Annotated in this window: 19 protein-coding genes and 1 tRNA gene; 5 read left to right on the top strand and 15 right to left on the bottom strand. The window is 66.0% G+C overall.

The features are described 5' to 3' along the window. Positions 1–69: 69 nt before the first annotated feature. Positions 70–2151: an excinuclease ABC subunit UvrB gene (gene uvrB, locus ACIQK7_RS11785; RefSeq protein ID WP_403024996.1), complete on the bottom strand. Its 2082-nt coding sequence runs from the start codon at positions 2149–2151 to the stop codon at positions 70–72. 9 nt (positions 2152–2160) lie between these two features. Continuing rightward, positions 2161–2805, bottom strand: coding sequence for a dephospho-CoA kinase (coaE, locus tag ACIQK7_RS11780; RefSeq protein WP_403024993.1), 645 nt, complete (start codon positions 2803–2805; stop codon positions 2161–2163). 80 nt (positions 2806–2885) lie between these two features. Here coaE and ACIQK7_RS11775 point away from each other — a divergent pair, with 80 nt between their 5' ends. Further along, positions 2886–3467 (top strand): DUF4126 domain-containing protein, encoded by a 582-nt coding sequence (locus tag ACIQK7_RS11775; RefSeq protein ID WP_403024991.1) that lies wholly within the window; start codon positions 2886–2888, stop codon positions 3465–3467. Positions 3468–3568: 101 nt separating this feature from the next. On the opposite strand, the gene rpsA is transcribed toward ACIQK7_RS11775, so the two are convergent. From rpsA to polA, 4 genes are all read right to left on the bottom strand, one after another. Beyond that, entirely contained in the window at positions 3569–5017 is a 1449-nt protein-coding gene (gene rpsA, locus ACIQK7_RS11770; protein ID WP_147721237.1) for a 30S ribosomal protein S1, read from the bottom strand. 194 nt (positions 5018–5211) lie between these two features. Then, positions 5212–7320, bottom strand: a complete 2109-nt coding sequence (locus ACIQK7_RS11765; RefSeq protein ID WP_403024988.1) for a hypothetical protein — start codon at positions 7318–7320, stop codon at positions 5212–5214. A 98-nt stretch (positions 7321–7418) separates the two neighbouring features. Beyond that, a complete protein-coding gene (locus ACIQK7_RS11760) occupies positions 7419–9077 on the bottom strand; it encodes a DUF885 domain-containing protein (RefSeq protein WP_403024985.1) in 1659 nt (552 codons plus the stop codon). A 42-nt stretch (positions 9078–9119) separates the two neighbouring features. Further along, complete coding sequence (gene polA, locus ACIQK7_RS11755) at positions 9120–11798, bottom strand: DNA polymerase I (protein WP_403024982.1); 2679 nt, start codon at positions 11796–11798, stop codon at positions 9120–9122. A gap of 58 nt (positions 11799–11856) precedes the next feature. Between polA and ACIQK7_RS11750 the strand changes: the two genes are divergently transcribed. Further along, positions 11857–12285, top strand: a complete 429-nt coding sequence (locus ACIQK7_RS11750) for a PaaI family thioesterase (protein WP_403024979.1) — start codon at positions 11857–11859, stop codon at positions 12283–12285. A gap of 44 nt (positions 12286–12329) precedes the next feature. On the opposite strand, the gene ACIQK7_RS11745 is transcribed toward ACIQK7_RS11750, so the two are convergent. After that, the gene (locus tag ACIQK7_RS11745) at positions 12330–12932 is read right to left on the bottom strand and encodes an ANTAR domain-containing response regulator (protein ID WP_147721242.1); all 603 of its coding nucleotides are present in this window, start codon (positions 12930–12932) and stop codon (positions 12330–12332) included. 39 nt (positions 12933–12971) lie between these two features. On the opposite strand from ACIQK7_RS11745, the gene ACIQK7_RS11740 reads away from it, so the two are divergent. From ACIQK7_RS11740 to ACIQK7_RS11730, 3 genes are all read left to right on the top strand, one after another. Then, a tRNA-Leu gene (locus ACIQK7_RS11740) sits at positions 12972–13054 on the top strand. A 51-nt stretch (positions 13055–13105) separates the two neighbouring features. Further along, complete coding sequence (locus ACIQK7_RS11735; RefSeq protein WP_403024975.1) at positions 13106–13348, top strand: 2'-5' RNA ligase family protein; 243 nt, start codon at positions 13106–13108, stop codon at positions 13346–13348. Between the two features lie 6 nt (positions 13349–13354). After that, positions 13355–13579 (top strand): hypothetical protein, encoded by a 225-nt coding sequence (locus ACIQK7_RS11730; RefSeq protein ID WP_403024972.1) that lies wholly within the window; start codon positions 13355–13357, stop codon positions 13577–13579. Positions 13580–13586: 7 nt separating this feature from the next. Here ACIQK7_RS11730 and pyk read toward each other — a convergent pair whose 3' ends face one another. From pyk to ACIQK7_RS11690, 8 genes are all read right to left on the bottom strand, one after another. Further along, positions 13587–15059 carry a pyruvate kinase gene (pyk, locus tag ACIQK7_RS11725; protein WP_403024969.1) on the bottom strand — a complete coding sequence of 491 codons (1473 nt, stop codon included), beginning with the start codon at positions 15057–15059 and terminating at the stop codon, positions 13587–13589. A gap of 71 nt (positions 15060–15130) precedes the next feature. Further along, a complete protein-coding gene (locus ACIQK7_RS11720) occupies positions 15131–16585 on the bottom strand; it encodes a glutamate synthase subunit beta (protein ID WP_403024966.1) in 1455 nt (484 codons plus the stop codon). After that, positions 16578–21152: a glutamate synthase large subunit gene (gene gltB, locus ACIQK7_RS11715; RefSeq protein ID WP_403024964.1), complete on the bottom strand. Its 4575-nt coding sequence runs from the start codon at positions 21150–21152 to the stop codon at positions 16578–16580. The genes ACIQK7_RS11720 and gltB overlap by 8 nt, the downstream gene beginning before the upstream one ends. Before the next feature lie 72 nt (positions 21153–21224). Beyond that, the gene (gene lgt, locus ACIQK7_RS11710) at positions 21225–22265 is read right to left on the bottom strand and encodes a prolipoprotein diacylglyceryl transferase (protein WP_403024962.1); all 1041 of its coding nucleotides are present in this window, start codon (positions 22263–22265) and stop codon (positions 21225–21227) included. A 54-nt stretch (positions 22266–22319) separates the two neighbouring features. Then, positions 22320–23123 (bottom strand): tryptophan synthase subunit alpha, encoded by an 804-nt coding sequence (gene trpA / locus ACIQK7_RS11705; RefSeq protein WP_403024960.1) that lies wholly within the window; start codon positions 23121–23123, stop codon positions 22320–22322. After that, positions 23120–24331 (bottom strand): tryptophan synthase subunit beta, encoded by a 1212-nt coding sequence (gene trpB, locus ACIQK7_RS11700; protein WP_403024958.1) that lies wholly within the window; start codon positions 24329–24331, stop codon positions 23120–23122. Before trpB ends, trpA begins: the two co-directional genes overlap by 4 nt. 28 nt (positions 24332–24359) lie before the next feature. Further along, positions 24360–25133 (bottom strand): indole-3-glycerol phosphate synthase TrpC, encoded by a 774-nt coding sequence (trpC, locus tag ACIQK7_RS11695; protein WP_403024956.1) that lies wholly within the window; start codon positions 25131–25133, stop codon positions 24360–24362. A gap of 6 nt (positions 25134–25139) precedes the next feature. Continuing rightward, entirely contained in the window at positions 25140–25370 is a 231-nt protein-coding gene (locus ACIQK7_RS11690) for a DUF6704 family protein (protein ID WP_325210561.1), read from the bottom strand. Positions 25371–25400: the final 30 nt, after the last annotated feature.

Here is a 25400-nt window from a genome sequence, read left to right as displayed (position 1 = left end):
TCAGTTGGGTCTCTCGATGGGATGCTGCGCACAGGTCACCCCGTTCGAATACCTGTTCTATTGTATCGCTCAGATATGGCCAGCAGCCTCCATGCGCCGCAACTCCTTCTTGAGGTCCGCGACCTCGTCGCGAAGCCTGCCGGCGAGCTCGAACTTGAGCTCGGCGGCCGCCTGGAGCATCTGGTCGTTGAGGTCGCGGATGAGGGCGTCGAGGTCACTGGCGCCAGATGCGGCGAGGCCTTCAAAGCGTCGGCTTTCCGCGCCGAGTGCCGGGGTGGGTGCCCTCCGTCGGTCTCCCCCGCGGCCAGCGAGGAATTCCGCCGTGTCGGCTTCTTCGCGAGCCAGCACATCGGTGATGTCGGCGATCTTCTTGCGCAGCGGCGTGGGATCGATGCCGTGCTCGAGGTTGTAGGCGACCTGCTTCTCCCGCCGCCGGTCGGTCTCCTCGATCGCGAGACGCATCGAGTCGGTGACGACGTCGGCATACATGTGCACTGCACCCGAGACGTTGCGGGCCGCACGACCGATCGTCTGGATGAGCGAGGTCGACGAGCGGAGGAAGCCCTCCTTGTCGGCGTCGAGGATGGCGACGAGCGACACCTCGGGCAGGTCGAGGCCCTCACGCAGCAGGTTGATGCCGACGAGCACGTCGTAGACGCCCTGGCGCAGTTCCGTGAGCAGTTCCACACGACGCAAGGTGTCGACGTCCGAGTGGAGGTAGCGAACGCGAACGCCTGCCTCTGTCAGGAAGTCGGTCAGCTCCTCGGCCATCTTCTTCGTCAGCGTCGTGACGAGCACGCGCTCATCGCGCTCCGTGCGGCGACGGATCTCCTCCAGCAGGTCGTCGATCTGCCCCTTGCTCGGCTTGACGACGATCTCCGGGTCCACGAGGCCCGTCGGTCGGATGATCTGCTCGACCACCCCGTCCGAGACCCCGAGCTCATACTTGCCGGGTGTCGCGGAGAGGTAGACCTTCTGGCCCACGCGGTCGAGGAACTCGCTGAACTTGAGCGGGCGGTTGTCGAGCGCGCTCGGGAGACGGAAGCCGTGCTCGACAAGCGTGCGCTTGCGGGACGCGTCTCCCTCGAACATCGCGCCGATCTGCGGCACGGTGACGTGTGACTCGTCGATCACGACGAGGAAGTCGTCGGGGAAGTAGTCGAGGAGGCAGTTCGGCGGGGCACCGGGCGCGCGGCCGTCGATGTGGCGCGAGTAGTTCTCGATGCCGCTGCAGAAGCCAATCTGCTCCATCATCTCGAGGTCAAAGGTCGTGCGCATGCGCAGACGCTGTGCCTCGAGCAGCTTGCCCTGGCGTTCCAGTTCCCCGAGGCGCTCCTCGAGTTCCTCGCGAATGCCGACGATTGCGCGCTGCATGGTCACCGGGCTGGCGGCGTAGTGCGTCGCGGGAAACACGGAGACGGCATCCATCTTCTTCAGCACCTCGCCGGTCAGCGGATGCAGGGCGTAGAGCGCCTCGATCTCGTCACCGAACATCTCGATGCGGATCGCGTTCTCCTCGTACATCGGGATGATCTCGATCGTGTCTCCACGCACGCGGAACTTGCCCCGCGAGAAGTCGACATCGTTGCGCTGGTACTGCATGTTGACGAACTGCCGGATGATCGCGTCACGTGCGATGCGCTGCCCGACCTGCAGGGGAATCATCGCCTCGAGGTACTCCTCGGCGGCGCCGAGGCCGTAGATGCACGACACTGTCGACACCACGATGACATCACGGCGGCTGAGGAGCGAGTTGGTCGTCGAGTGGCGAAGCCGCTCGACCTCAGCGTTGATCGAGCTGTCCTTCTCGATGAAGGTGTCGGTCTGCGGCACGTAGGCCTCGGGCTGGTAGTAGTCGTAGTACGAGACGAAATACTCGACGGCGTTATTGGGCATGAGGTCGCGGAACTCGTTCGCGAGTTGTGCCGCGAGCGTCTTGTTGTGCGCCATCACGAGCGTCGGCCGCTGCACCTGCTCGATGAGCCACGCGGTGGTCGCCGACTTTCCCGTTCCTGTCGCACCGAGGAGCACGACATCGGTCTCCCCCGCGTTGATGCGCCCCGCAAGCTCAGCGATGGCCGCCGGCTGGTCTCCGCTGGGGCTGTACTCGCTGATGACCTCAAAGGGCCGCACGGACCTGGTCGGCTGCATGCTCCAAGTCTAGGCAGGGCCACCGACACTCGGCTGGGAGGAGCCCGCACCCCGAGCGTCCAGTTCGCGCCAGTACTCGTCGACCCGCTCGATCACCTGCTCGACCGTGCCGTTGTTCTCGATCACGACGTCGGCGATCGCCAGGCGCTCCTCATCACTGGCCTGGGCGCCCACACGGCTCAGCGCGTCGTCGCGGGACATGCCCCGATACTCGACCATGCGCCGTACCCGCTCTGACTCATCGGCGTGGACGACGACGATCGAGTCGAACGGCACTGCGTGCTTGCCTCCCGCCTCCGCGAGGAGGGGGACGTCGTACACGATGATCGCGGCAGGATTGGCTGCGGCCGCTTCCTGGATGCGCGCCGTGGCGAGTTCCCGCACACGAGGGTGGGTGATCCGGTTGAGCACTGCGAGCTTCTCCGGGTGACCGAAGACACGGGCCCCCAACGCGGCGCGATCGAGCGCTCCATCGCTGTCGATCACGTCGGGACCGAACTCCCGCGCGATCTCGCGAAGCCCATCCGTTCCCGGCTCGACCACCTCCCGGGCAAGCTGGTCGGCGTCGATGTGAACGGCGCCGAGGTCTCGGAGGCGCGACGCGACGAGCGACTTGCCCGACGCGATCCCTCCCGTCAAAGCGATGAGATACACGGGGCAATGCTAGTGGGCTAGTCTCACCTCATCACCGCCCAATGGCCAGGTGCTGGCGTCAGCCAGCAGAGGGAGCGCGAATGATCGAGGTTCTCACCGGGGCGGGACTCGCCATGTCGGCGGGACTCAACGCATACGTCCCGCTCCTCGTGTTGGGTCTCGCAAGCCGATTCACGGAATTCGTGGCCCTGCCTGCTCAATGGGCGTGGCTCGAGAACGAGTGGGTGCTCGGCATCGTCGGGCTCCTCCTGCTCATCGAGGTCATTGCCGACAAGGTGCCGGTCGTCGACAGCATCAATGACTGGATCCAGACCATCGTGCGCCCGACCGCCGGCGGCCTTGCGTTCGGTTCGGGTGCATCGGCCGAGACTGTTGCTGTGACCGATCCCGCACAGTTCCTGGAGCAGAACCAGTGGGTGCCGATCGTCTCCGGCGTCGTCATCGCGCTCGTCGTGCATCTCGCGAAGCTCGCAGTTCGCCCGGTCGTCAATGCGGTCACGGCGGGTGTCGCCGCCCCCGTCGTTAGCACGCTCGAGGATGTGACGAGCGTAACGCTCACGGTGCTCGCGCTGGTGCTGCCCGTCCTCGTGATCGTCGCCGTGCCACTGCTCGTATGGTTTGCCATCGCGACCGTCAGACGGGCGCGTGCCCGCCGCGCCTGAGTCGCAGGGAAACACGGCTTCCGAAGGCAGCACGCGGAAACGCAAAACGGCCGGACCCTGGGGCCCGGCCGTTTCACATGCGTCTGGACGACGCGATCGTGCTAGTTGCTCGAGAGCTTCTCGCGAAGAGCGGCAAGCGCCTCGTCGTCGGCGAGCGTACCGACCGAGGACGACTCGCTCGAGAAGGACGATCCACCGGCCGAGGGGACATCGTCGATGTCCTTGGCGGCGGCAGCGGCGACCTGCTTCTTGTGAGCCTCCCAGCGAGCCTGAGCGGCCGCGTAGTCGGCCTCCCACTTGGCGCGCTGCTCCTCGAAGCCTTCCTTCCACTCGTTCGTCTCGGGGTCGAAGCCCTCCGGGTACTTGTAGTTGCCCTGCTCGTCGTACTCCGTGAGCATGCCGTACAGCGCCGGGTCGAACTCGGTGCCCTCGGGGTCGACACCCTCGTTGGCCTGCTTGAGGCTCAGCGAGATGCGGCGACGCTCGAGGTCGATGTCGATGACCTTGACGAAGACCTCTTCGCCGACGGACACGACCTGCTCGGCGAGCTCGACGTGCTTGCCGGAGAGCTCGGAGATGTGGACGAGGCCCTCGATGCCCTCTGCGACGCGAACGAACGCGCCGAAGGGGACGAGCTTCGTGACCTTGCCCGGTGCCACCTGGCCGATGGCGTGGGTGCGGGCGAAGACCTGCCACGGGTCTTCCTGCGTCGCCTTGAGCGACAGGGAGACGCGCTCGCGCTCGAGGTCGACCTCGAGGATCTCGACGGTGACCTCCTGGCCAACCTCGACAACCTCGCTGGCGTGCTCGATGTGCTTCCAGCTGAGCTCGGAGACGTGCACGAGGCCGTCGACGCCACCGAGGTCCACGAAGGCACCGAAGTTGACGATCGAGGAGACGACACCCTTGCGAACCTGGCCCTTGGCGAGGTTGTTGAGGAAGGTCGTGCGGCTCTCGGACTGCGTCTGCTCGAGGAGGGCGCGGCGCGACAGGACCACGTTGTTGCGGTTCTTGTCGAGCTCGAGGATCTTGGCCTCGATCTCCTGGCCGAGGTACGGCGTGAGGTCGCGCACGCGGCGAAGCTCGATGAGCGAGGCCGGGAGGAAGCCGCGGAGGCCGATGTCGACGATGAGGCCGCCCTTGACGACCTCGATGACCGTACCGGTGACAACTCCGTCGTCTTCCTTGATCTTCTCGACGTCGCCCCACGCACGCTCGTACTGAGCGCGCTTCTTGGACAGGATCAGACGGCCTTCCTTGTCCTCCTTCTGGAGAACGAGGGCCTCGACCGTGTCGCCGACCGTGACAACCTCGTCGGGGTTCACGTCGTGCTTGATGGAGAGTTCGCGGGAGGGGATGACACCCTCGGTCTTGTAACCGACGTCGAGGAGGACCTCGTCACGGTCGATCTTGACGACGGTGCCCTCGATGAGGTCTCCGTCGTTGAAGAACTTCAGCGTCTTTTCGACCGCGGCGAGAAAGTCTTCAGCAGATCCGATGTCGTTGATGGCGACCTGCTTGGGTGCCTTACCGGTCGTTGCGATTGTCATGTAGTAGTTGCTCCAGGATGGACATGCCCGGGAGGGCAGAAATCAGGCCACGAACGAGGTGCTGCTTGTATGTATCGTCGTGCTGGGTGAAGTCCAGACCGACGTCGCCGTGGCAGGCGGATAGGTATTCGCAGAAATTGCGACTCTCCAGCATACCCGGCTTGCCCGCGCGGGAGCAACAGCCCGGCGGGCTCCTAGCTGGACGGAACGCGGTACGCCGCGGTCTCGTATTTCCAGACTCGATCGTCGTAGCTGCGGATCACGTGATCCCGCTCAGATGCGCTCGCGGTGTAGAAGTGATGCCGCTTCGTGTCGCTCCAGAACCGGTACACAGGTGTTGTTGCCGAGACCGTGCTCGATGCCGGATAGACATAGTATGCGATCTTCTCGTACTTCCACACGTTGTCGGGATAGGCGGCGATGACATGGTTCTTCTCCGCCTCGCTCGCCGTATAAAAGTGACCGTTCATGGTGTCGCTCCAGAAACGGTAGAGCGGGATCGTGCCCGGTTGCTTGCTCGTGAAAGCCTGGTAGGCGACGGCCTCGTATTTCCAAATGTTGCTTGGGTAGCTTGCCTGAACATGCGCCTTCTCTGCGGAGCTGATCGTGTAGAAGTGCCCTTGGTAGGCGTCGCTCCAGAACCGGTAGACGGGGAAAGAGCCGTCGGGGCTCGCCGTAGACGCAGTCGATGATCCCAGCGTCACCTGCACCCGCATCGACGTCGTGGGTGACCCCGAGACGGCCGTGACCTTGATGCCCCCGGACGGGCTCGAGAGGGACTGGCCAGCGCGGATAGCAGGAAGGTGCGCTCCCCCTGGCTGCGCGGAGGTGACCGCGGCGGATCCGTTCTTCACGGCTTGCAGCATCCGCACTCCCGGTGTGAATGTCACCGTCGTACCGGAGAGACTGCGTTGAGCCGACGCGTAGTAGGGCGTCGGGGTGCCCTGGCCACTGCGGAGCTCAATGTGGAAGCGCTCCCCCGTCTGCGGGTCAGTCGCCGCGACGTGCCGGATGCCACCAGCGGAACGAAGCGGTGCCAGGTCGATCGTCCAGGTCTTCGTCGCAGTGCCGGCCGGCAGCGCGAGCGTAGTGGTCGCAGACGACGGAAGGAAACCCAGCCGCGACGCGGTTGACGTGTTGAGTGGTGTGAGGGTGTCATAGCCCTGGACGCCGAGCCCCATGACGTCGTAGATGTCCCAGTACTCGTGCTTCGAGCAGGAGCCGCTCGTGCAGACGTGCAGGTCTGAGTGCCCCAGGCCGAGGTTGTGCCCGAGCTCGTGTGTGAGTGTCGTCAGGTCGACGTGCTTGCCGATCGACTGTCGAACAGCGCCGCCGTAGTGCACACTGCTGCCGACGACTCCGACACCGGTCTCGGCGCACTCCGCCGGGTTCAGCACGACCAGATGACGAGTCGTGCCCGGCGTGCTCGTGCGGAACGCGGACCAACCCGAGTAGCCGAGCTTCTGAGCGGCGCGGTTCCAGGTCGAGAAGGGGTCTTCGCCGCAGCTCCCTCCGGTGAGTTGGGTGACAGAGGAGGCGACAGTGAAGCGGCTGATCTGCCCGTTGGAGGACGTACGCCAGTGTGCCGCCGCCTGTTCAGCGAGAGTCCTCAGCTGAGCGTCGGAGCGGTTCGGCCGGCTGAGGCCTGCGGGCGCATTCGCAACGATGACGATCTCGTGCGCCTGTCCGGGGGCGGCAGCCGCTGCCGCAGTGACCGTGACCTGCGCCTGCACGACGGGCAGCTCGGTGCCGCTCGCGTCTGCCGCGGTAATCGCCTCCTGGGTCGCCTCAGCCGCCTCGGGGAGGGCACCCGAACCTTGAGTGGATGATTCCAACTCGACCGCAGTCTCGGGTGCGAGCTGCTCGACGACGGCGTCGACGGCGACGGTCCCGGTGAACTGGTCACCAGTGGTGACCGAGTCCGGAAACTCGCCCGTGACCGGTACGACCTGCCCCGAAGCGGTCTCGACGGCGTAGCGGGTGTCGACGGTCGGCTCGCTGTTCGCGTCGACAGTGAGGGTCTCGGAGATCGAAACGACGATCTCCCCGCTCAGTTCGACCGCGGCATCCTGAACGAGCGCAGGGTCGTCAATCGCAATCTCAGTGCCCGGCACCGGCTCAGTGGCATCCGGCTGGGCCGCATCCGTTTCCAGGGCCTCGGAGACTTCATGGGATGCATGGATGCTGCTCGGTGCGACGGTGAAGGCGGCTGCAGGGCTCGGCGAGACAATGGATGCTCCCAGCATCAGACTCGTGAGAAATCCCCCAAGGACCACCAGCCCACCACGAATGGGGTTGGTCATGTCCGGAAGCCTAGACAGCGAAGATGAGAACCCGCGAGGAGAAATCTTCGAGAATGCTCCATCGCTTGACCCCAGTTCAGGGGTGAGAATGCCTCGCCTCAGTCGAGAAGAGCGGAGCGCAGGGTGTCGAGTCCGACCCCGCCGAGCGCGAGCGCGTCGCGGTGGAATGACCGCACGTCGAAGTTTGCCCCGCCCCGACGGCGAGCCTCATCGCGGAGTTCCATCCAGAGACGCTGGCCGACCTTGTACGAGGGTGCCTGGCCGGGCCAGCCGAAGTAGCGATTCACTTCGAAGAGGGTGCTCGGGTCTGACTCGTGGCAGTTCCCACGGAAGAAGGAGAGGGCGTAGTCGAAGTCCCAGCTCCCCTTGCCGTCGAGGCGAGGCTTGCCGAGGTGCACGCCGATGTCGAGCACGACCCGCGCGGCACGCATGCGCTGGGCATCGAGCATCCCGAAGCGGTCGCCTGGATCGTCGAGGTAGCCGAGCTCCTCCATGAGCCGCTCCGCGTAGAGCGCCCAGCCCTCCGCGTGGCCGGAGGTCCCTGCCAACTGGCGTCGCCACGTGTTCAGCTCGCCGCGATTGACGACCGCCTGGCCGATCTGCAGATGGTGGCCGGGAACGCCCTCGTGGTAGACGGTTGTCGTCTCGCGCCAAGTGGAGAACTTCGTGATGCCGACGGGAACCGACCACCACATCCTGCCTGGCCTCGTGAAGTCGTCAGACGGCCCTGTGTAGTAGATGCCGCCGTTCTGCGTGGGCGCAATCATGCACTCGAGGCGGCGAATCTCCTGGGGGATGTCGAATTGAGTCTGCCCAAGCTCAGCGACGGCGCGGTCGCTCAGGTCCTGCATCCAGGCCTGGAGCGCATCGGTGCCGTGCAGGATGCGCGACGGGTCTGAGTCGAGCACGGCGATCGCCTCTTCGACCGAGGCGCCGGGCGAAATCTCGTGGGCGAGGGCCTCCTGTTCGCTTCGCATCCGTGCGAGCTCCTCGATACCCCACTCGTAGGTCTCGTCGAGGTCGATCGTCGCACCGAGGAAGCGGCGCGAGTGCAGCGCATAACTCTCGCGTCCTACCGCGTCGATCTCGGTGGCGCTTGCCGCGAGCTCGACGCGCAGGAACTCGGTGAGCCGCGAATAGGCTTCGGTTGCCTGTCGGGCGTTCGTGCTGAGGGTCGCGCTGAGCGACTCGGGCACGTCTGATGCCTGCTGAGCGAACTCCGAGAAGAAGCCGCCCGAGGTGCCGACACGTCCCGTCAGCTCCGCGACCGCGAGCACCTGGCGGCGCGCGGGGGTGACCCCTTCCGCGATGCCGCGACGAAGCGTCTCGATGTAGCCGTCGACCGCGTCGGGGACTCCGCCCATCCTGCTGGCGATGTCGCTCCAGTCGCCCTCCGTCTCGGTGGGCATGAGGTCGAAGATCTCGCGGATGTCCGTGGCGGGCGAGGCGAGCACATTCAGGTCGCGCAGGTGGAGTCTCGCGTCGTGGGACTCGAGTTCCAGCTCGAGCGCCGCCCCGAGGTCCGCCGCCGTCACGCGGTCGACGTCGTCAGCTGGCGAGCATGCGCGAAGTTCCGCCAATGCGGCGCGCGCTGCCTCCGCCTTGGCCTCCGCACCCTCGGGCGAATAGTCGCCGTACTCGCCCAGTCTCCCGGGGACGCCGATGTAGGTGGCGATCGTGGGATCGAGATCGGTAAGCGTGTTCACCCACCGTTCTGCGACCTCGTCGATGGGGCTCGGGGTGCGTTGCGTCGTCATGCTTTCAGCGTACGGGAGGATCTCACTGGGCGCCGGGCGCGCTCAGTGCGCTGCCGCCTCCCAGTTCGCACCGATGCCGACCTGGACCTCAAGGGGAACAGCAAGCTCGGCCGCTCCGCCCATTCGTTCGCGCACGACCGCCGAGAGCGACTCCAGCTCGCCGTCGGCAACCTCGAAGACGAGTTCGTCGTGCACCTGCAGGAGCAATCGGGATGCCATGTCCTTCTCGCGCAGGTCGCTGGCGATATCGATCATCGCGATCTTCATGATGTCGGCTGCTGAGCCCTGGATGGGCGCATTGAGGGCCGCTCGCTCGGCGTTCTCGCGCAGCACCCGGTTCTTCGAGCGCAGGTCACCGAAGGGTCGGCGGCGGCCGAAGATCGTCTCGGTGTAGCCGTCTTCACGTGCCTTCTCGACGACGGAGCGGAGGTAGTCGCGCACGGCCCCGAAGCGGGCGAAGTAGTCGCCCATGAGCTGTTTGGCCTCGGCCGTGTCGATACGCAGTTGCTTGGACAGTCCGAAGGCGCTCAGGCCGTATGCGAGGCCGTAGGACATCGCCTTGACCTTTGTGCGCATGAGCGGCGTGACATCCGCAGGCTCGACGTGGAAGATGCGAGAACCGACGAAACGGTGAAGGTCCTCCCCCGCGTTGAAGGCCTCGATCAGTCCGGCGTCGCCGGAGAGGTGCGCCATGATGCGCATCTCGATCTGGGAGTAGTCGGCGGTCAGGAGCGTCGTGAACTGCTCGCCGTGCGTGAAGGCGGAGCGGATTTCCCGGCCCACCTCGGTCCTTATGGGGATGTTCTGGAGGTTGGGATCGTTGGAGGAGATGCGCCCCGTGCTCGTGCCGGTCTGCTCGTACGTCGTGTGGATTCGACCGTCTGGCCGAACGCTCTTCTCGAGGGTGTCGACGATCTGGCCGAGCTTCGTCACATCGCGGTGCTGTAGGAGCAGGCCAAGAAAGGGGTGCGGGCTCTTCTCCTGGAGGTCTGCGAGGGACGCCGCGTCAGTCGAGTAGCCCGTCTTGTTGGCCCTCGTCTTCGGCATTCCGAGTTCTTCGAACAGCACCTGCTGCAACTGCTTGGGCGAGCCCAGGTTCACCTCGCGGCCGATTTCGGCGTATGCCTTGGCTGCGAAATCTGCGGCCGACGCTGCGAGACGCGAGCGGAGTCCGCTGAGGATGTCTGCCGAGACCTGGATGCCTGTGCGCTCCATCTCTGCGAGGACCGGCACGATCGGCAACTCGATGTCGGTGAGCACGCGCTTCGTGCCAGCGTCGAGCCGCTCGGCGAGTGCCTCGGACAGTCGCAATACGAACCAGGCCTCGGTGGCGACGCTGAGTGACTCGACCTCCGGCAACAGCTGGTTCGGGTCGGACACGGTGACGGTCTCCCCGAGAACTGCGTAGACCTGCGAGGCGAGATCCTCCGAGCGCCCGCCGGGCCGCAGCAGCCACGAGGCGAGGCTCGTGTCGAAGGTCACGCCGCTGATCGACAGCCCGACAGCAGCCAGGGCCTTGTACTGCCGCTTGGCGTCGAGCATGACCTTGGGGGCATCACTCGCGAGCCAGGCCTCGAGGGCGGCATAGTCCTGCCGGCCTTCTGCCCATGGCACATAGACGGAGTCATCCTTGGCCGCAATACCGAAGCCCGTGATGCCTCCCGAGCCCGACTCGATCTGCAGGCCAAGCGGCGTCGCGTCGCTCCCCGAGTGGCGAGACAGCCACTGCGCGAGTTCTTCATCGACCATCGTGCGCACGACGGGTGCGAGCTGGGCCGCGCTCGCGTCGTCGACGGAGGCAGGTTCCGTGAGGGCCTCGGTCGAGCCCTCCGCCGCCGCGATCTTGAGGACTCGCTCAAGCAGCGTGCGGAACTGCAGCCGGTCGAAGACCTCGCGCACCGCTCCGACGTTGATCTGCCGGCGCTCAAGCTCGGTGAGTGCCAGCGGGAGCTCCACGTCTGTGACCAGGCGATTGAGGCGCCGGTTGAGGATGGCGTTCTCCTTCTGGTCTCGAAGGTTCTGCCCCACGACGCCCTTGATCTCGTCGGCGTGCGCGAGGATCTCATCGAGCGAGCCATACTGCTTGAGCCACTTGACGGCGGTCTTCTCGCCGACCTTGTCGATGCCGATGAGGTTGTCACTCGTTTCACCGACGAGCGCCGCGACATCCGGGTACTGTGCCGGCTCGATGCCGTAGCGCTCGACGACCGCGTCGTGGTCGTAGCGCTTGAGCTCGGAGACTCCGCGCGCGTTGGGGTAGAGCAGCGTCACGTCATCGTTGACGAGCTGGATCGTGTCGCGGTCGCCGCTCACGACGAGGACACGGTAGCCCTCAGCAGCGCCCCGGGTCGCCAGGGTCGCGAGGATGTCGTCGGCCTCGTAGTCCTCCTTCGAGATCGTCACGATGTTCATCGCGGCGAGTGCCTCTTCGAGAAGGGGCACCTGGCCGATGAACTCCGGCGGCGTCTCGCCGCGCGTGCCCTTGTACTCGGCGTACTCGCGCGTGCGGAAGGAATAGCGAGAGATGTCGAATGCGACCGCCAGGTGCGTCGGCTTCTCTTGGTTGAGAAGGCTCAACAGCATCGACAGGAAGCCGTGAATCGCATTCGTGTGCTGCCCCTCCCTGTTGACGAAACTGTCGACCGGGAGGGCGTAGAACGCCCGGAAGGCGAGGGAATGGCCGTCGATGACGAGGAGGGTAGGCTTTGCGGTATCCGACACGATGCCAGCCTAACGGGGGCCGCTGACACGCCACCGCGCGGTTGCGAAAGGCGCTCCTATGACGACACTTCCCGCTGACCTCGACCCCCGCCTGGTGGAGATCCTCGAGCAGACGGGAGGCGGTGAGCTGCCACGCCGGATGGGCATGGAGTTCCTCGAACTGTCGGCCGAGTATTCAGTGGCACGGATGCCTGTCGAAGGCAATCGACAGGTCACGGGACTCCTCCACGGGGGCGCCCACGTTGTGCTGGGCGAGTCGCTCGGGTCGATCTCATCCGCCATCCATGCGGGACCCGGCCGCTACGCGGTCGGCATTGAGATTAACGCCACCCACAGCCGCGCGATCACTGAGGGCTGGGTCACCGGCACGTGCCGGGCCATCTCTCTTGGTCGCACCCTTGCCACGCATGAGATCGTCATGACCGACGACGACGGCAACAGGCTCTCCACCGTGCGCATGACGAACATGCTGCGTGATCAGCGCTAGCCGCGCATCCGCCGACTCAGTGGCAGGCGTCGCCGAGCAGCCGCCTACTTCTTGGGTGCGAACTGGTCGATGATCGTCTTCGCGACATCATGCATCGTCAAGCGACGGTCCATCGAGGCCTTCTGAATCCAGCGGAACGCCTCCGGTTCCGTGAGCCCCATCTTCTCGTTGAGCAGGCCTTTGGCGCGGTCAACGAGCTTGCGGGTCTCGAAGCGCTCGACCAGGTCGGAGACCTCGGTCTCGAGCGCGATGATCTGCGCGTGCCGGGCCAGGGCGATCTCGATCGCAGGCAGCAGGTCGTTTGGCGTGAAAGGCTTCACGACATAGGCGAGAGCGCCGGCCTCGGTGGCCCGCTCGACCAGCTCCTTCTGACTGAATGCCGTGAGGAGCACGACGGGCGCGATGTGATTCTTGCTGAGCTTCTCGGCGGCGGAGATGCCGTCGAGAAGCGGCATCTTCACATCCATCACGACGAGATCAGGACGAAGCTCGGTTGCGAGGGCCACGGCGGCTTCGCCGTCTCCAGCCTCGCCGACGACATCGAAGCCGTTGTCTCGAAGAGTCTCGACAATGTCAAGACGGATGAGTGATTCGTCCTCCGCCACGACGACGCGACGGGGGGCCTGCGTTGTTTCCTGGTCTGCCACGAGGTAAAGCCTACGGTATTCTGATCCCGGTCAACGTGCGCCGGTGTGGCGGAATGGCAGACGCGGAGCACTCAAAATGCTTTGTCCGAGAGGACGTGTGGGTTCGACCCCCACCACCGGCACAGTACCTAGCCCTCCAATGGCGCTGCGATTCCCTTCGCTACTCTGACCCCATGCAGCGCGTCGTCATCGTCCTCCCGGTCGAGCCGCTCGATGTCGACGACAGCTTTCGTGTCGACCGGTGGCCGCTCCACATCACCGTGGTGCCGCCGTTCACAGCGCGCGTTTCATTGGCCGAGATCGTGCGGCTCGTGCACTCCGTGGCGCAGGGTGAGGAGCCGTTCACCGTCACGGTGGGCGTTGAGGCCCTCTTTGGGCGGGACCACGATGTGCCGGTCAACCTCATCGTCCATTAGGAGCGATTGTTCGACCTCCAGCACAGGCTCACGGACGCACTCGTCGAGGCGGGACCCGGCGTGCCGCGGCATCCGTTCTCGCCCCACATCACCATGAAGGATCACGCGCGGGCGTATGCCGGAGATTCGCACCGCATCGACAGGCTCGCCGTCGTCGACATGGCACCGCGTTCAGACCCGAAGGGGCGACGGGTGCTCGCGATCGCACCCTTCGGGTCTCGCCCGGCGTGACGCCGGTTTAAGACTCCGGAACCGCGTTGCCCGGGAGTTCGGTGGCCCAGGCCGGCGCGGCGGCGTTGCGCGCGTCACCCACGCGGTGCACCCGGAGGTCGTTCGTCGAGCCGGGAATTCCGGGAGGCGAACCCGAGATGACGATGACACGGTCACCGATCTCCGCGAGCCCCTTGCTCAGGAGCACCTCGTCGACCTGGCGGTACATCGCGTCGGTGTGGGTCACACGCGCGACTTTGAAGCTCTCGACACCCCAGCTCAGCGACATCCTGCGCTCGATGGATTCCTCGGGAGTGAAGCCAAGGATCGGAATCGGGTTGCGCAGGCGCGTCATGCGTCGCACGGAGTCGCCCGACTCGGTGAAGACGCAGAGGTACTTGGCCTGGACGAACTCGGCGACCTCTGCCGCCGCGAGCGTGATCGCGCCACCCTGCGTCCGCGGCTTCGTGCCGAGCGGAGGAACCCGCTCGAGGCCGTGGTCCTCGGTCGACGCGATGATTCGGGCCATCGTCTGGACGGTGACGACGGGGTACTCCCCCACGCTCGTCTCGCCACTCAGCATGACCGCGTCGGCGCCGTCGAGGACAGCGTTGGCGACATCCGAAGTCTCGGCGCGGGTGGGAATCGGGTTGGAGATCATCGACTCGAGCATCTGGGTCGCGACGATGACGGGCTTCGCCATGCGGCGGCAGAGCTCGACCGCACGTTTCTGCACGATCGGCACGGCCTCGAGCGGGAGTTCGACGCCGAGGTCACCGCGGGCGACCATGATGCCGTCGAAGGCGTCGATGATCGCCTCGAGGTTGTCAACCGCCTGGGGCTTTTCGATCTTCGCGATGACGGGCACGCGGATGCCCTCCTCGGCCATGATCTCGTGCACACGCGTGACGTCGTCGGCGTTGCGGACGAAGCTCAGCGCGATGTAGTCGGCGCCCAGCTTGAGGCCCCAGCGCAGGTCATCCTCGTCTTTCTCGGACAGGGCCGGCACATTGACCGCCACGCCCGGGAGGTTGATGCCCTTGTTGTTCGACACCGTGCCGGCGACGACCGTCTCCGCGACGACCTTGGTGTCGTCGGAGGAGATCGCCTTGAGCTTCACGCGGCCGTCGTCGATCAGCAGGACATCGCCCGGCTTCACGTCGGCAGGCAGGCCCTTGTATGTCGTGCCGCAGATCTCTGCGGTGCCCTCGATGTCCTCAGTCGTGATCGTGAAACGATCGCCGACTTCGAGGAAGTGTGGCCCATCGGCGAACTTGCCGAGACGGATCTTGGGACCCTGGAGGTCGACGAGCACGGCGATGGGCCGATTCGTCGCAGCCGCGGCGCGCCTCACGTTGCTGTAGACCTCTTCATGCACGGCATAACTGCCGTGGCTGAGGTTCATGCGAGCGACGTTGACACCCGCCTCGATCAGGGCCCGGATGTTCTCATAACTTGAGGTCGCAGGCCCGAGGGTAGCAACGATTTTGGCGCGTCTCATTCAGTTCTCTCCGTCGGGCACAGGTTGGGACGGTTCCCAAGCCTATTGCCAAACACCCGCCGACGTAAGCATCACAGGGCCAGCGACCGGTCACTCGGGCGGACAGGGGCCGGAAGCAGCGTGTCGCCCTCGAGGAAGCGATCCACCTCGGCCGCGGCTGCCCGGCCCTCGGCGATTGCCCACACGATGAGGGACTGGCCGCGACCAGCGTCGCCCGCGACGAAGACACCGGGGTGCTGCGTCTCGTAGTTGTCGCCACGCGTCGGCAGGGTGCCGTCGAACGGGACGGCGAGCTGTGCCTCGAGGTCCTGCTGCTCCGGTCCCGTGAACCCGAGCGCGAGCAGCACGAGGTCAGCGGGGATCTCGCGCTCAGTGCCCGACTTGGGCACGCGACGCCCGTCGATGTACTCGGTCTCGGCGACGCGGATCGCCCGGACCTCTCCCACGTCATTGGAGAGGAACTCGACAGTCGAGGCAAGGTAGACCCGCTCGCCGCCCTCCTCGTGCGCGGACTGGACCTCGAACAGGGTCGGAGTCGTCGGCCACGGCTGGTGGTCGGGGCGTTCGACCGGCGGCTGCTTGCCGATCGCGAGATTCGTGACCGAGAGCGCCTTCTGGCGGTGCGCCGTTCCGATGCAGTCAGCACCGGTGTCACCGCCGCCCAGGACCACGACGTGCTTGCCCTCGGCCGTGATCTGGTCGACGACCTGGTCGCCGGCCACAGCGCGGTTCTGCTCAACGAGGTACTCCATCGCGAAGTGCACGCCGGCGAGGTCACGGCCAGGGATGGAGAGGTCGCGCGGCACCGTCGCACCCGTCGCGACGACGACGGCGTCGTAGCGGGCACGAAGGTCAGACCAGGCGATGTCGACGCCGATGTTCACGCCAGCACGGAACCGGGTGCCCTCCGCCTGCATCTGCTTCAGGCGGAGTTCGAGAACCCGCTTCTCCATCTTGAAATCGGGGATGCCGTAGCGCAACAGCCCGCCGATGCGGTCGTCACGCTCGAACACCGCGACCGTGTGCCCGGCGCGGGTGAGCTGCTGTGCAGCAGCCAAGCCAGCGGGGCCTGAGCCCACCACGGCAACCGTCTTGCCGGTCAGTCGCTCCGGTGGGTGCGGCTGCACCCAGTCGTTGCCCCACGCCTGGTCGATGATCGACACCTCGACCTGCTTGATTGTCACAGGCGGCTGGTTGATGCCGAGGACGCAGGAGCTCTCGCACGGCGCGGGACAGAGGCGTCCCGTGAACTCGGGGAAGTTGTTCGTCGCGTGGAGACGCTCGATCGCCTCGCGACCCTCCCCCCGCCGCATGAGGTCGTTCCACTCCGGGATCAGGTTGCCGAGCGGGCAGCCCTGATGGCAGAAGGGGACGCCGCAATCCATGCAGCGACCAGCCTGACGACGCAGCGTTGCCGCATCGCCCTGCTCGTACACCTCTTTCCAGTCCATGAGGCGCAGGGCGACAGGCCGGCGGGCGGGCAGTTCACGTTCTCGGGTCTTCAGGAATCCCTTCGGATCAGCCACCCGTCACCTCCATGATGCGAGACCACACGACGTCGCCGTCGGGGTCGAGTCCTTCATTGATGGCCGCTTCGCGTGCTTCCAGCACGGCGGCGTAGTCGCGCGGTACGACCTTGACAAAACGTTCCATGGTCGCCTCGCCGCCCTCGAGCATCCGCTTGGCGAGTGTCGAACCCGTTTCAGCGATGTGGCGCTCGAGGAGGTCGGTCACGATGGCGACATCCCCGCTGCCGAGCGGCTCCAGGAGGAGTTCTCCCGACGCGAGGGACTCGCGGTTGACGCGCTCCTGAGTGAGCTCGTAGACGTACGCGGTGCCGCCCGACATGCCGGCACCGAGATTGCGGCCCGTCGAACCCAGGATGAGTGCCAGGCCGCCCGTCATGTATTCGAGCGCGTGGTCTCCCACGCCCTCGACCACGCCCGTCGCGCCGGAGTTGCGCACGAGGAAGCGCTCGCCCACGCGGCCGCGGATGAACATGCTTCCTCGCGTCGCGCCGTAGCCGATCACGTTGCCAGCGATGACATTGAGCTCGGCCGGGAAGACGGCGTCACGGTCGGGGCGAAGGACGATGCTTCCGCCCGAAAGGCCCTTGCCGACGTAGTCGTTGCTGTCTCCCTCGAGGCGGATCGTGATGCCCGAAGGGAGGAAGGCGCCGAGGGACTGCCCGGCAGAGCCGCGAAGTCGCACGTCAATCGTGCCGTCAGGCAGGCCGTGCTCACCATGGGCGAGCGTGACCCGGTTGCCGAGCATGGTGCCGACGGCACGTTCTGTATTGCGCACCGGGAGCTCAATCGTGACGGAAGCGCCGTTCTCGAGTGCTGGTGCCGCCTGCTGGATGAGCCCGACGTCGAAGTGATTCTCGAGCTCGTGATCCTGCACGGTCAGGTTGCGCTTCGGCTCGTCGGGAGCGAAGTCTGGGCCGACCAGGATCGGCGAAAGGTCGAGCCCCTCTGCCTTCCAGTGCTTCACAGCACGGTCGACCTCGAGCAGCTCGCGGTGGCCGATCGCCTCGTCGAGGGAGCGGAAGCCCAGTTCAGCCAGGTACTCACGGATCTCCTGCGCGATGAACTCGAAGAAGTTCACGACGTACTCGGCCTTGCCGGTGAAACGCTCGCGCAGCTCGGGGTTCTGCGTGGCGACGCCGACAGGACAGGTGTCAAGGTGACAGACGCGCATCATGATGCATCCGGAGACCACGAGAGGAGCGGTCGCGAAACCGAACTCCTCTGCACCGAGCAGGGCTGCGACGATGACGTCGCGACCCGTCTTCAATTGGCCATCGACCTGCACGACGACGCGGTCACGCATGCCGTTGAGCATGAGCGTCTGCTGCGTCTCGGCGAGCCCGAGCTCCCACGGCGTGCCGGCGTGCTTGAGCGAATTCAGCGGGCTCGCGCCCGTGCCGCCATCGTGGCCGGAGACCAGCACGACATCCGCCAGTGCCTTCGACACGCCGGCAGCTACAGCGCCGATGCCGTTCTGGCTCACCAGCTTGACGTGCACGCGTGCCGCAGGGTTCGCCCGCTTCACATCGAAGATGAGCTGCTTGAGGTCTTCGATCGAGTAGATGTCGTGGTGCGGCGGCGGCGAGATGAGGCCGACGCCGGCCGTGCCGTGCCTCGTGCGCGCGATCCACGGGTAGACCTTGCCAGCGGGCAGTTGACCGCCCTCGCCGGGCTTGGCTCCCTGCGCCATCTTGATCTGGATATCGGTGGCGTGCGTCAGGTACATGCTCGTGACGCCGAAACGACCGGATGCGACCTGCTTGATCGCGCTCCGACGCTCCGGGTCGAGAAGACGGTCGACATCCTCGCCGCCCTCACCCGTGTTGCTTCGCGCACCGAGGCGGTTCATCGCGATCGCGAGGGTCTCGTGGGCTTCCTTGCTGATCGAGCCGTAGCTCATGGCGCCCGTGTTGAAGCGCTTGACAATCTCAGAGACTGGCTCGACCTCGTCGATCGACACGGGCGTGCGCGCGCCGCTGCGGAGCTCGAAGAGCCCACGCAGGGTCATGAGATTTTTCGCCTGCTCGTCGACGAGCCTCGTGTAGTCCCTGAAGATGTCGTAGCGGCGCGTGCGAGTCGAGTGCTGCAGGCGGAAGACCGTGTCTGGGTTGAAAAGGTGCGGCGGCCCCTCGCGGCGCCACTGGTACTCGCCCCCGGTCGAGAGTCGCTCGTGTGCTCGCGAGGTGCCCTCCTCCGGGTAGGCGGAGAAGTGGCGCGCGAGGTTCTCGGCCGCGATGGCCTCGAGCCCGACGCCACCGAGCTTCGTCGTGGTGCCGGTGAAGTACTCATCGACGAACTCCTGCGAGAGCCCCACTGCCTCGAATGCCTGCGCACCGATGTAGGAACCGACGACCGAGATGCCCATCTTCGACATGATCTTGAGCACGCCCTTGCCGAGCGCCTTGATCAGGTTGTGGACCGCCTCATCCGGGGTCACGCCCGTGATCGTGCCGTTTCGCACCAGCTCCTCGGCGGTCTCCATTGCGAGGTACGGGTTGACGGCGGAGGCCCCGTAGCCGACGAGGAGGGCAACGTGGTGCACCTCGCGCACGTCTCCGGCTTCGACGATGAGCCCGACCTTGAGACGGTTCTCCTGCCTGATGAGGTGGTGGTGTACCGCCGAGAGGAGCAGGAGCGACGGGATCGGCGTCATGTCCTTGTTCGAGTCTCGGTCCGAGAGCACGATGAACTTCGCACCACGCTCGATCGCGTCGTCGACCTCGTCGCAGATCGCCTTCAGGCGGTTGCGCAGCGCATCCTTGCCCTCGTCGAAGTGGTAGAGACCCTTGATCGTCGTCGTCGTGCGGCTGCCAGGCGACGAGTCAATGCGCGTGATCTTTGCGAGCTCGTCGTTGTCGATCACGGGGAAGTCGAGCGTGATCTGGTACGCGTGCTCGGGTGTGGCGGCGAGCAGGTTGCGCTCCGGTCCGAGTCCGCAGCGCATGGACGTCACGACCTCTTCGCGGATCGAGTCGAGCGGCGGATTCGTGACCTGCGCGAACTGCTGCGTGAAGTAGTCGAACAGGAGACGCGGACGCTCGGAGAGCACCGCGATGGGGGTATCCGAGCCCATCGCGCCGATGGGTTCGGCGCCGGATGCGGCCATGGGACCGATCAGGACGCGGACCTCTTCCTCCGTGTAGCCGAAGGTGCGCTGGCGGCGGGTGACAGAGGCCGGCGTGTGCACGATGTGCTCACGCTCCGGGAGATCCCGCAGGTTGATGCGGCCGCTGTCGAGCCACTCCTGCCAGGGCTGCGCCGCAGCGAGCTGGCCCTTGATCTCATCGTCTTCAATGAGCCGGCCCGCCTCGGTGTCGACGAGGAACATGCGCCCGGGACGCAGGCGACCCTTGCGCACAACCCGGCTCGGTTCTACATCGAGCACGCCGATCTCGCTTGCGAGCACGACGAGGCCATCGTCGGTGATGAGGAAGCGACCGGGGCGGAGGCCGTTACGGTCGAGCGTCGCTCCGACGAGGCTCCCGTCAGTGAAGACGAGTGCAGCGGGACCGTCCCACGGCTCCATGAGCATCGAGTGGTACTCGTAGAACGCGCGCCGGGCGGGGTCGATGTCTGCCTGGTTCTCCCATGCCTCGGGCACCATCATCATCATGGCGTGCGGGAGCGAGCGACCCGAGAGCTGCAGCAACTCGACGACCTCATCGAAGGAGGCGGAGTCGCTTGCGCCCGGGCTCACGATCGGCATGAGTGGCGCGAGGTCGCCCAGCAGTTCGGACTCGAGCTGCGACTGGCGGGCGCGCATCCAGTTGCGGTTTCCCTGCACCGTGTTGATCTCGCCGTTGTGGGCGATCATTCGGAACGGCTGCGCGAGAGGCCAGGAGGGGAAGGTGTTGGTCGAGTAGCGCGAATGCACAAGCGCAAGCTTCGACGCGAAACGCTCATCGGCGAGATCGGGGTAGAAGGGCTGGAGCTGCAGCGTCGTGACCATGCCCTTGTAGACGAGGGTGCGCGAGCTCAGCGAGGGGAAATATGAGCCCAAGACGCGTTCGGCGCGCTTCCGCAAGCGGAAAGCGCGCCGATCGAGTTCGAGGCCGGAGAGAAGCTGGCCGTCTCCTCCCTGGTTGCTGGAGACGAACAGCTGCTCGAAGGCCGGCATGGCCTGGCGGGCAAGGTTGCCGAGCACGCCGGGCACAACCGGCACCTCTCGCCATCCGAGCACCGTGAGTCCTTCTTCGCGCGCGATGTCCTCGATCGCGCCTTTCTCTGTGGCGCGAACATCAGCCTCGAGGGGAAGGAACGCCGTTCCAACGGCGTAGTGGCCGGCGCGGGGCAGCTCGAAGTCGACGACCTCGCGAAGGAAGGCGTCAGGAACCTGCACCATGATGCCCGCGCCGTCACCGGTGCCAGCGTCGGAGCCGATGGCGCCGCGGTGCTCGAGGTTGCGGAGTGCCTCGAGCGCCGTCTCGACGATGTCGTGGCCAGGCGTGCCGCGAAGCGTGGCAACCATCGCGAGGCCACAGGCGTCGCGCTCCTGGTCGGGGCTGTAGAGCCCCGCTGCCTCTGGCAGCGCGGAGAACCGGGAAAAGGGGTTCGGAAGAGTCATGGGGACCGTCCTCAGGGTTGGAACAAGTGGGACGTCGCTGGCCCGCTGGAGAAACTCTTTCCGGCTCGCTGATTACCGACCGGAAGAGGGGGTGGTGCTCGACTCGCTTGTGGCAGTCTCGCTCGATGACACCTCGTCCGACGAGGCGTTTGCATTGACCACGGCCCTGTAGTCATCGTCGTTGTCGGAGTAAGTGTCGTCAGAGTGTACAACACCCTCCGGTTGCCAGGATCGCCCGGGCACGTACGGGCTCGGTTCGAGTCCTGGATGCCGGCGGGCCTGCACGAGCATGATGATGATGCCGACGACGACCGCGAAGATGGCGGCCCACACGTTCGTTCGGAGACCGAAGAACACCTCGCTCGGGTCGACACGGATCGACTCCCAGACGATGCGACCGGCCCCGTACCAGACGAGGTACAGGCCGAAGGTCCGCCCCCACTGGAGCGCCAGGCGACGCGAGACGGCGATGATGACGAGCGCGCCGAGCAGGTTCCAGATCACCTCGTAGAGGAAGGTGGGGTGGAAGAGGGTGTCATCGGGAAGTCCGACGGGGAACGCAGGGTTGTCGGGCTCGATCTCGAGGCCCCACGGCAGGTCGGTGGGGGTGCCGAACAGCTCGTGGTTGAACCAATTGCCGAAGCGGCCGAGCGCCTGGGCGGTGAGCAGGCCCGGCGCGAGGGCATCCGCGTAGGTCCAGAACCGCAGTCCGGTCATGCGGCAGCCGATGTATGCGCCGACCGCGCCGCCGAGGAGCGCGCCGAAGATCGCGATGCCGCCCTCCCAGACCCGGAACACCGCCATGGGGTCTGCGCCCGCGCCGAAATAGTCATCAGGATGGGTCACGACGTGGAAGATCCGAGCGCCGATGATGCCGAGGATGACCGCGAAGAGGCTCACGTCGATGACGATCCAGGGCTCGGCGCCGCGGGCGGTCAGGCGATGGTTCGTCAGCCACGCGGCCACCAGGATGCCGGTGAGGATGCACAGCGCATAGGCCGCGACGGTGATGTCGAGCGTGAACCACTCAAGGCCGAGATCGCGCAGCCAGGCGCCGATGTTGAACGCGCGCCACTCTTCGCTCGGGCTGGGAATGCTGGAAGGCACGAACACGCGACAACCTTTCGTCGGGATCGGGCTGCGACAGCAGGCAACCCGCGGGGAAAACTAGTTAAGCGTAGTACCGGCGGAGAGCGCCGCCGCCGTCTCGGCGAGCTTCGACACTCCCCCGTCGGCGAGAGCCTTCACCAGCGCGGTGCCCACGATCGCGCCGTCGGCGTACTCGAGGACCTGGTGCACCTGCTCGGGGTTCGAGATGCCGATGCCGACACACGCGGTGCTCGCGCCCGCGTCGCGGAGGCGTGCGATGAGCGTGCGCGCCGCGGCATCCAGGTCGGTGCGAAGCCCCGTGATGCCCATCGTCGAGACCGCGTAGACGAAGCCGCGGGTTGCCTGCACCGTGCGCTTGAGGCGTTCATCGCTCGAGTTCGGCGCAGCGAGGAACACGCGGTCGAGGCCGGTCCGGTCGCTCGTGGCGATCCAGTCGTCGGCGGCGTCGGGGGTGATGTCTGGCGTGATGAGGCCGGCGCCCCCTGCGGAGACGAGCTCGTCGGCGAAACGGTCGACCCCGTACTGGAGTACTGGGTTCCAGTAGGTCATGACCAGCACCGGCACGTCGACGCGGGCCCGGATCTGTTCGACGGCCGTGAAGACGTCACGCACGCGGAAGCCCTGCTTCAGGGCCTCCTGCGTGGCCCGCTGGATCACCAGGCCGTCCATCACGGGATCGGAGTACGGCACACCGAGTTCGAGGACATCGACGCCGTTCTCCGCGAGTGCCACGGCCGCGTCGACACTCGTCGCGAGATCGGGGAAGCCCACGGGTAGGTAGCCGACGAGCGCACCGCTGCCCGCGTCGCGTCGACGCTGGATGACGGACTCGACAGAGGTGGTGTTCAGTGATGCGTTCATGCCTGCCGTGCCCCCTCGTCGAACAGCCCGAACCATTCGCCGGCTGTCGCCACATCCTTGTCACCGCGGCCGCTGAGGTTCACGAGGATCGTGGACTCGGGGCCCAGCTCCTTGCCGAGCTTGAGCGCGCCGGCGAGGGCGTGCGCGGACTCGATGGCGGGGATGATGCCCTCCGTGCGGCTGAGGAGTCGCAAGGCATCCATCGCCTCGGTGTCTGTCGTCGGGCGATACTCGGCGCGCTTGATGTCCGCAAGCCAGGCATGCTCCGGCCCGACACCGGGATAGTCGAGTCCCGCCGAGATCGAGTGGGACTCGATCGTCTGGCCGTCTTCGTCTTGCAGAAGGTAGCTGCGCGCCCCGTGGAGGACTCCCGGCCGACCCTTACCGATCGAGGCCGCGTGGCGAGGCGTGTCAACGCCATCGCCCGCCGCCTCAAAGCCGAAGAGACGCACTTCGGGGTCGTCGAGGAAGGCGTGGAAGATACCGATGGCGTTCGAACCACCGCCCACGCAGGCGGCGACGGCGTCGGGAAGACGACCGGTCAGCTCCTGCACCTGCTCACGTGCTTCCTCACCGATGATCTTCTGGAAGTCGCGCACCATCAGGGGGAACGGATGCGGGCCAGCGGCCGTGCCGAAGACATAGTTGGTGGTTTCGACCGAGGTGACCCACTCGCGGTAGGCCTCGTTGATCGCATCCTTGAGGGTGCGCGATCCGGTCGTCACTGACACGACCTCGGCACCCAGCAGTCGCATACGCGCCACGTTGAGCGCCTGGCGCTGCGTGTCGACCTCGCCCATGTAGACGGTGCACTCGAGCCCGAAGAGCGCTGCCGCCGTCGCCGTGGCGACGCCGTGCTGACCGGCGCCAGTCTCCGCGATCACTCGAGTCTTGCCGAGTCGCTTCGTGAGGAGCGCCTGGCCCAGGACATTGTTGATCTTGTGTGAGCCCGTGTGGTTCAAGTCCTCGCGCTTGAGGATGATGCGCGCGCCACCGGCGTGCTCAGCGAAACGAGGCACCTCCGTGATGATTGAGGGCCTGCCTGTGTAGGAACGGTGCAACTCACGCAGCTCCGCCTGGAAGGACTCATCCGTGCGGCACGCCTCATAGGCCTCGGCGATCTCGTCGATGGCGGCGATGAGGGATTCCGGCATGAAGCGTCCGCCGTACTCACCGAAGAATGGGCCGGTGTTGTCACGCAGCGACATGGGCTTGGGGTTCCGTTCTTGGAGGCCGTCAGACGGCGAGGAAGTCCTGAAGGGTGCGCACGGGGTCGCCCTGGGTGACGAGTGCCTCGCCGACCAGCACGACGTCGGCCCCTGCGGCGCGGTAGTGGGCGACATCCGCTGCCGACTTCACCGCGGACTCGGCGACCCGGATGACGCCGGCTGGAATCTGCACCGCGAGTTCACCGAAGAGCTCCTGATCGAGCTCGAAGGTCGACAGGTTGCGTGCGTTGACGCCGACCAGTCCAGCGCCAATGTCGAGCGCACGGCTCAGTTCCTCGGCACTGTGGGTCTCGACGAGCGCTGTCATTCCCAGCTGGCGAATCAGCGAGTACAGCGAGGCGAGGCGGTGCTGGTCGAGCGCGGCGACGATGAGGAGCACGATGTCGGCTCCCGCTGCGCGTGCCTCGAAGACCTGGTACGGGTCGCCGATGAAGTCCTTGCGAAGCACGGGGAGCGACACGGCGCTGCGCACGGCCTCGAGGTCATCGAGCGAGCCACCGAACCTGCGCTGCTCGGTGAGCACGCTGATCGCGCTCGCCCCACCGGTCTCGTAGGAGACCGCGAGGGCGGCAGGGTCGGGGATCTCGGCCATCGTGCCGCGCGAGGGGCTCGCTCGCTTGACCTCGGCGATGATCTTCACTCTGTCTGCGGGAGAAAGCGCCTCGATCGCGTCGATTGCCGGAGGACGCGCGAGCGCGAGGGCCTCGACCTCGTGCAAGGGGCGCTCAGCACGACGCGCTTCGGCGTCTACGAGAGCCCCGGCTAACAGGTCATCTAGCACTGTGCGTCAGTGATCCTTCGGCGTGTAGCGGTGCCCGCCGACGCCGTAACCGACCTTCGCCATGATCCAACCCACGATCAGGCCGACGACGAGGAGCCCGGCGGATGCCCAGACCAGGGCAGGCATGTCGAACCAGAACGCCAGCGTGCCCGCGGCAAAGGCCACGAGCATGATCGTGACGGCGGTCCATGCTGCCGGAGAGTGGCCGTGGCCGGGATCGGTGTTGTGGTCGCTCACTGAAACTCCTTCTCGGTGCGATGTGGCAAG

This window comes from Salinibacterium sp. GXW1014 (genome assembly GCF_044769865.1).
GTDB lineage: Bacteria > Actinomycetota > Actinomycetes > Actinomycetales > Microbacteriaceae > Homoserinimonas.
Note: the sequence above shows the minus strand (reverse complement) of the source record. Positions and strands in the feature narration are given on the sequence as shown.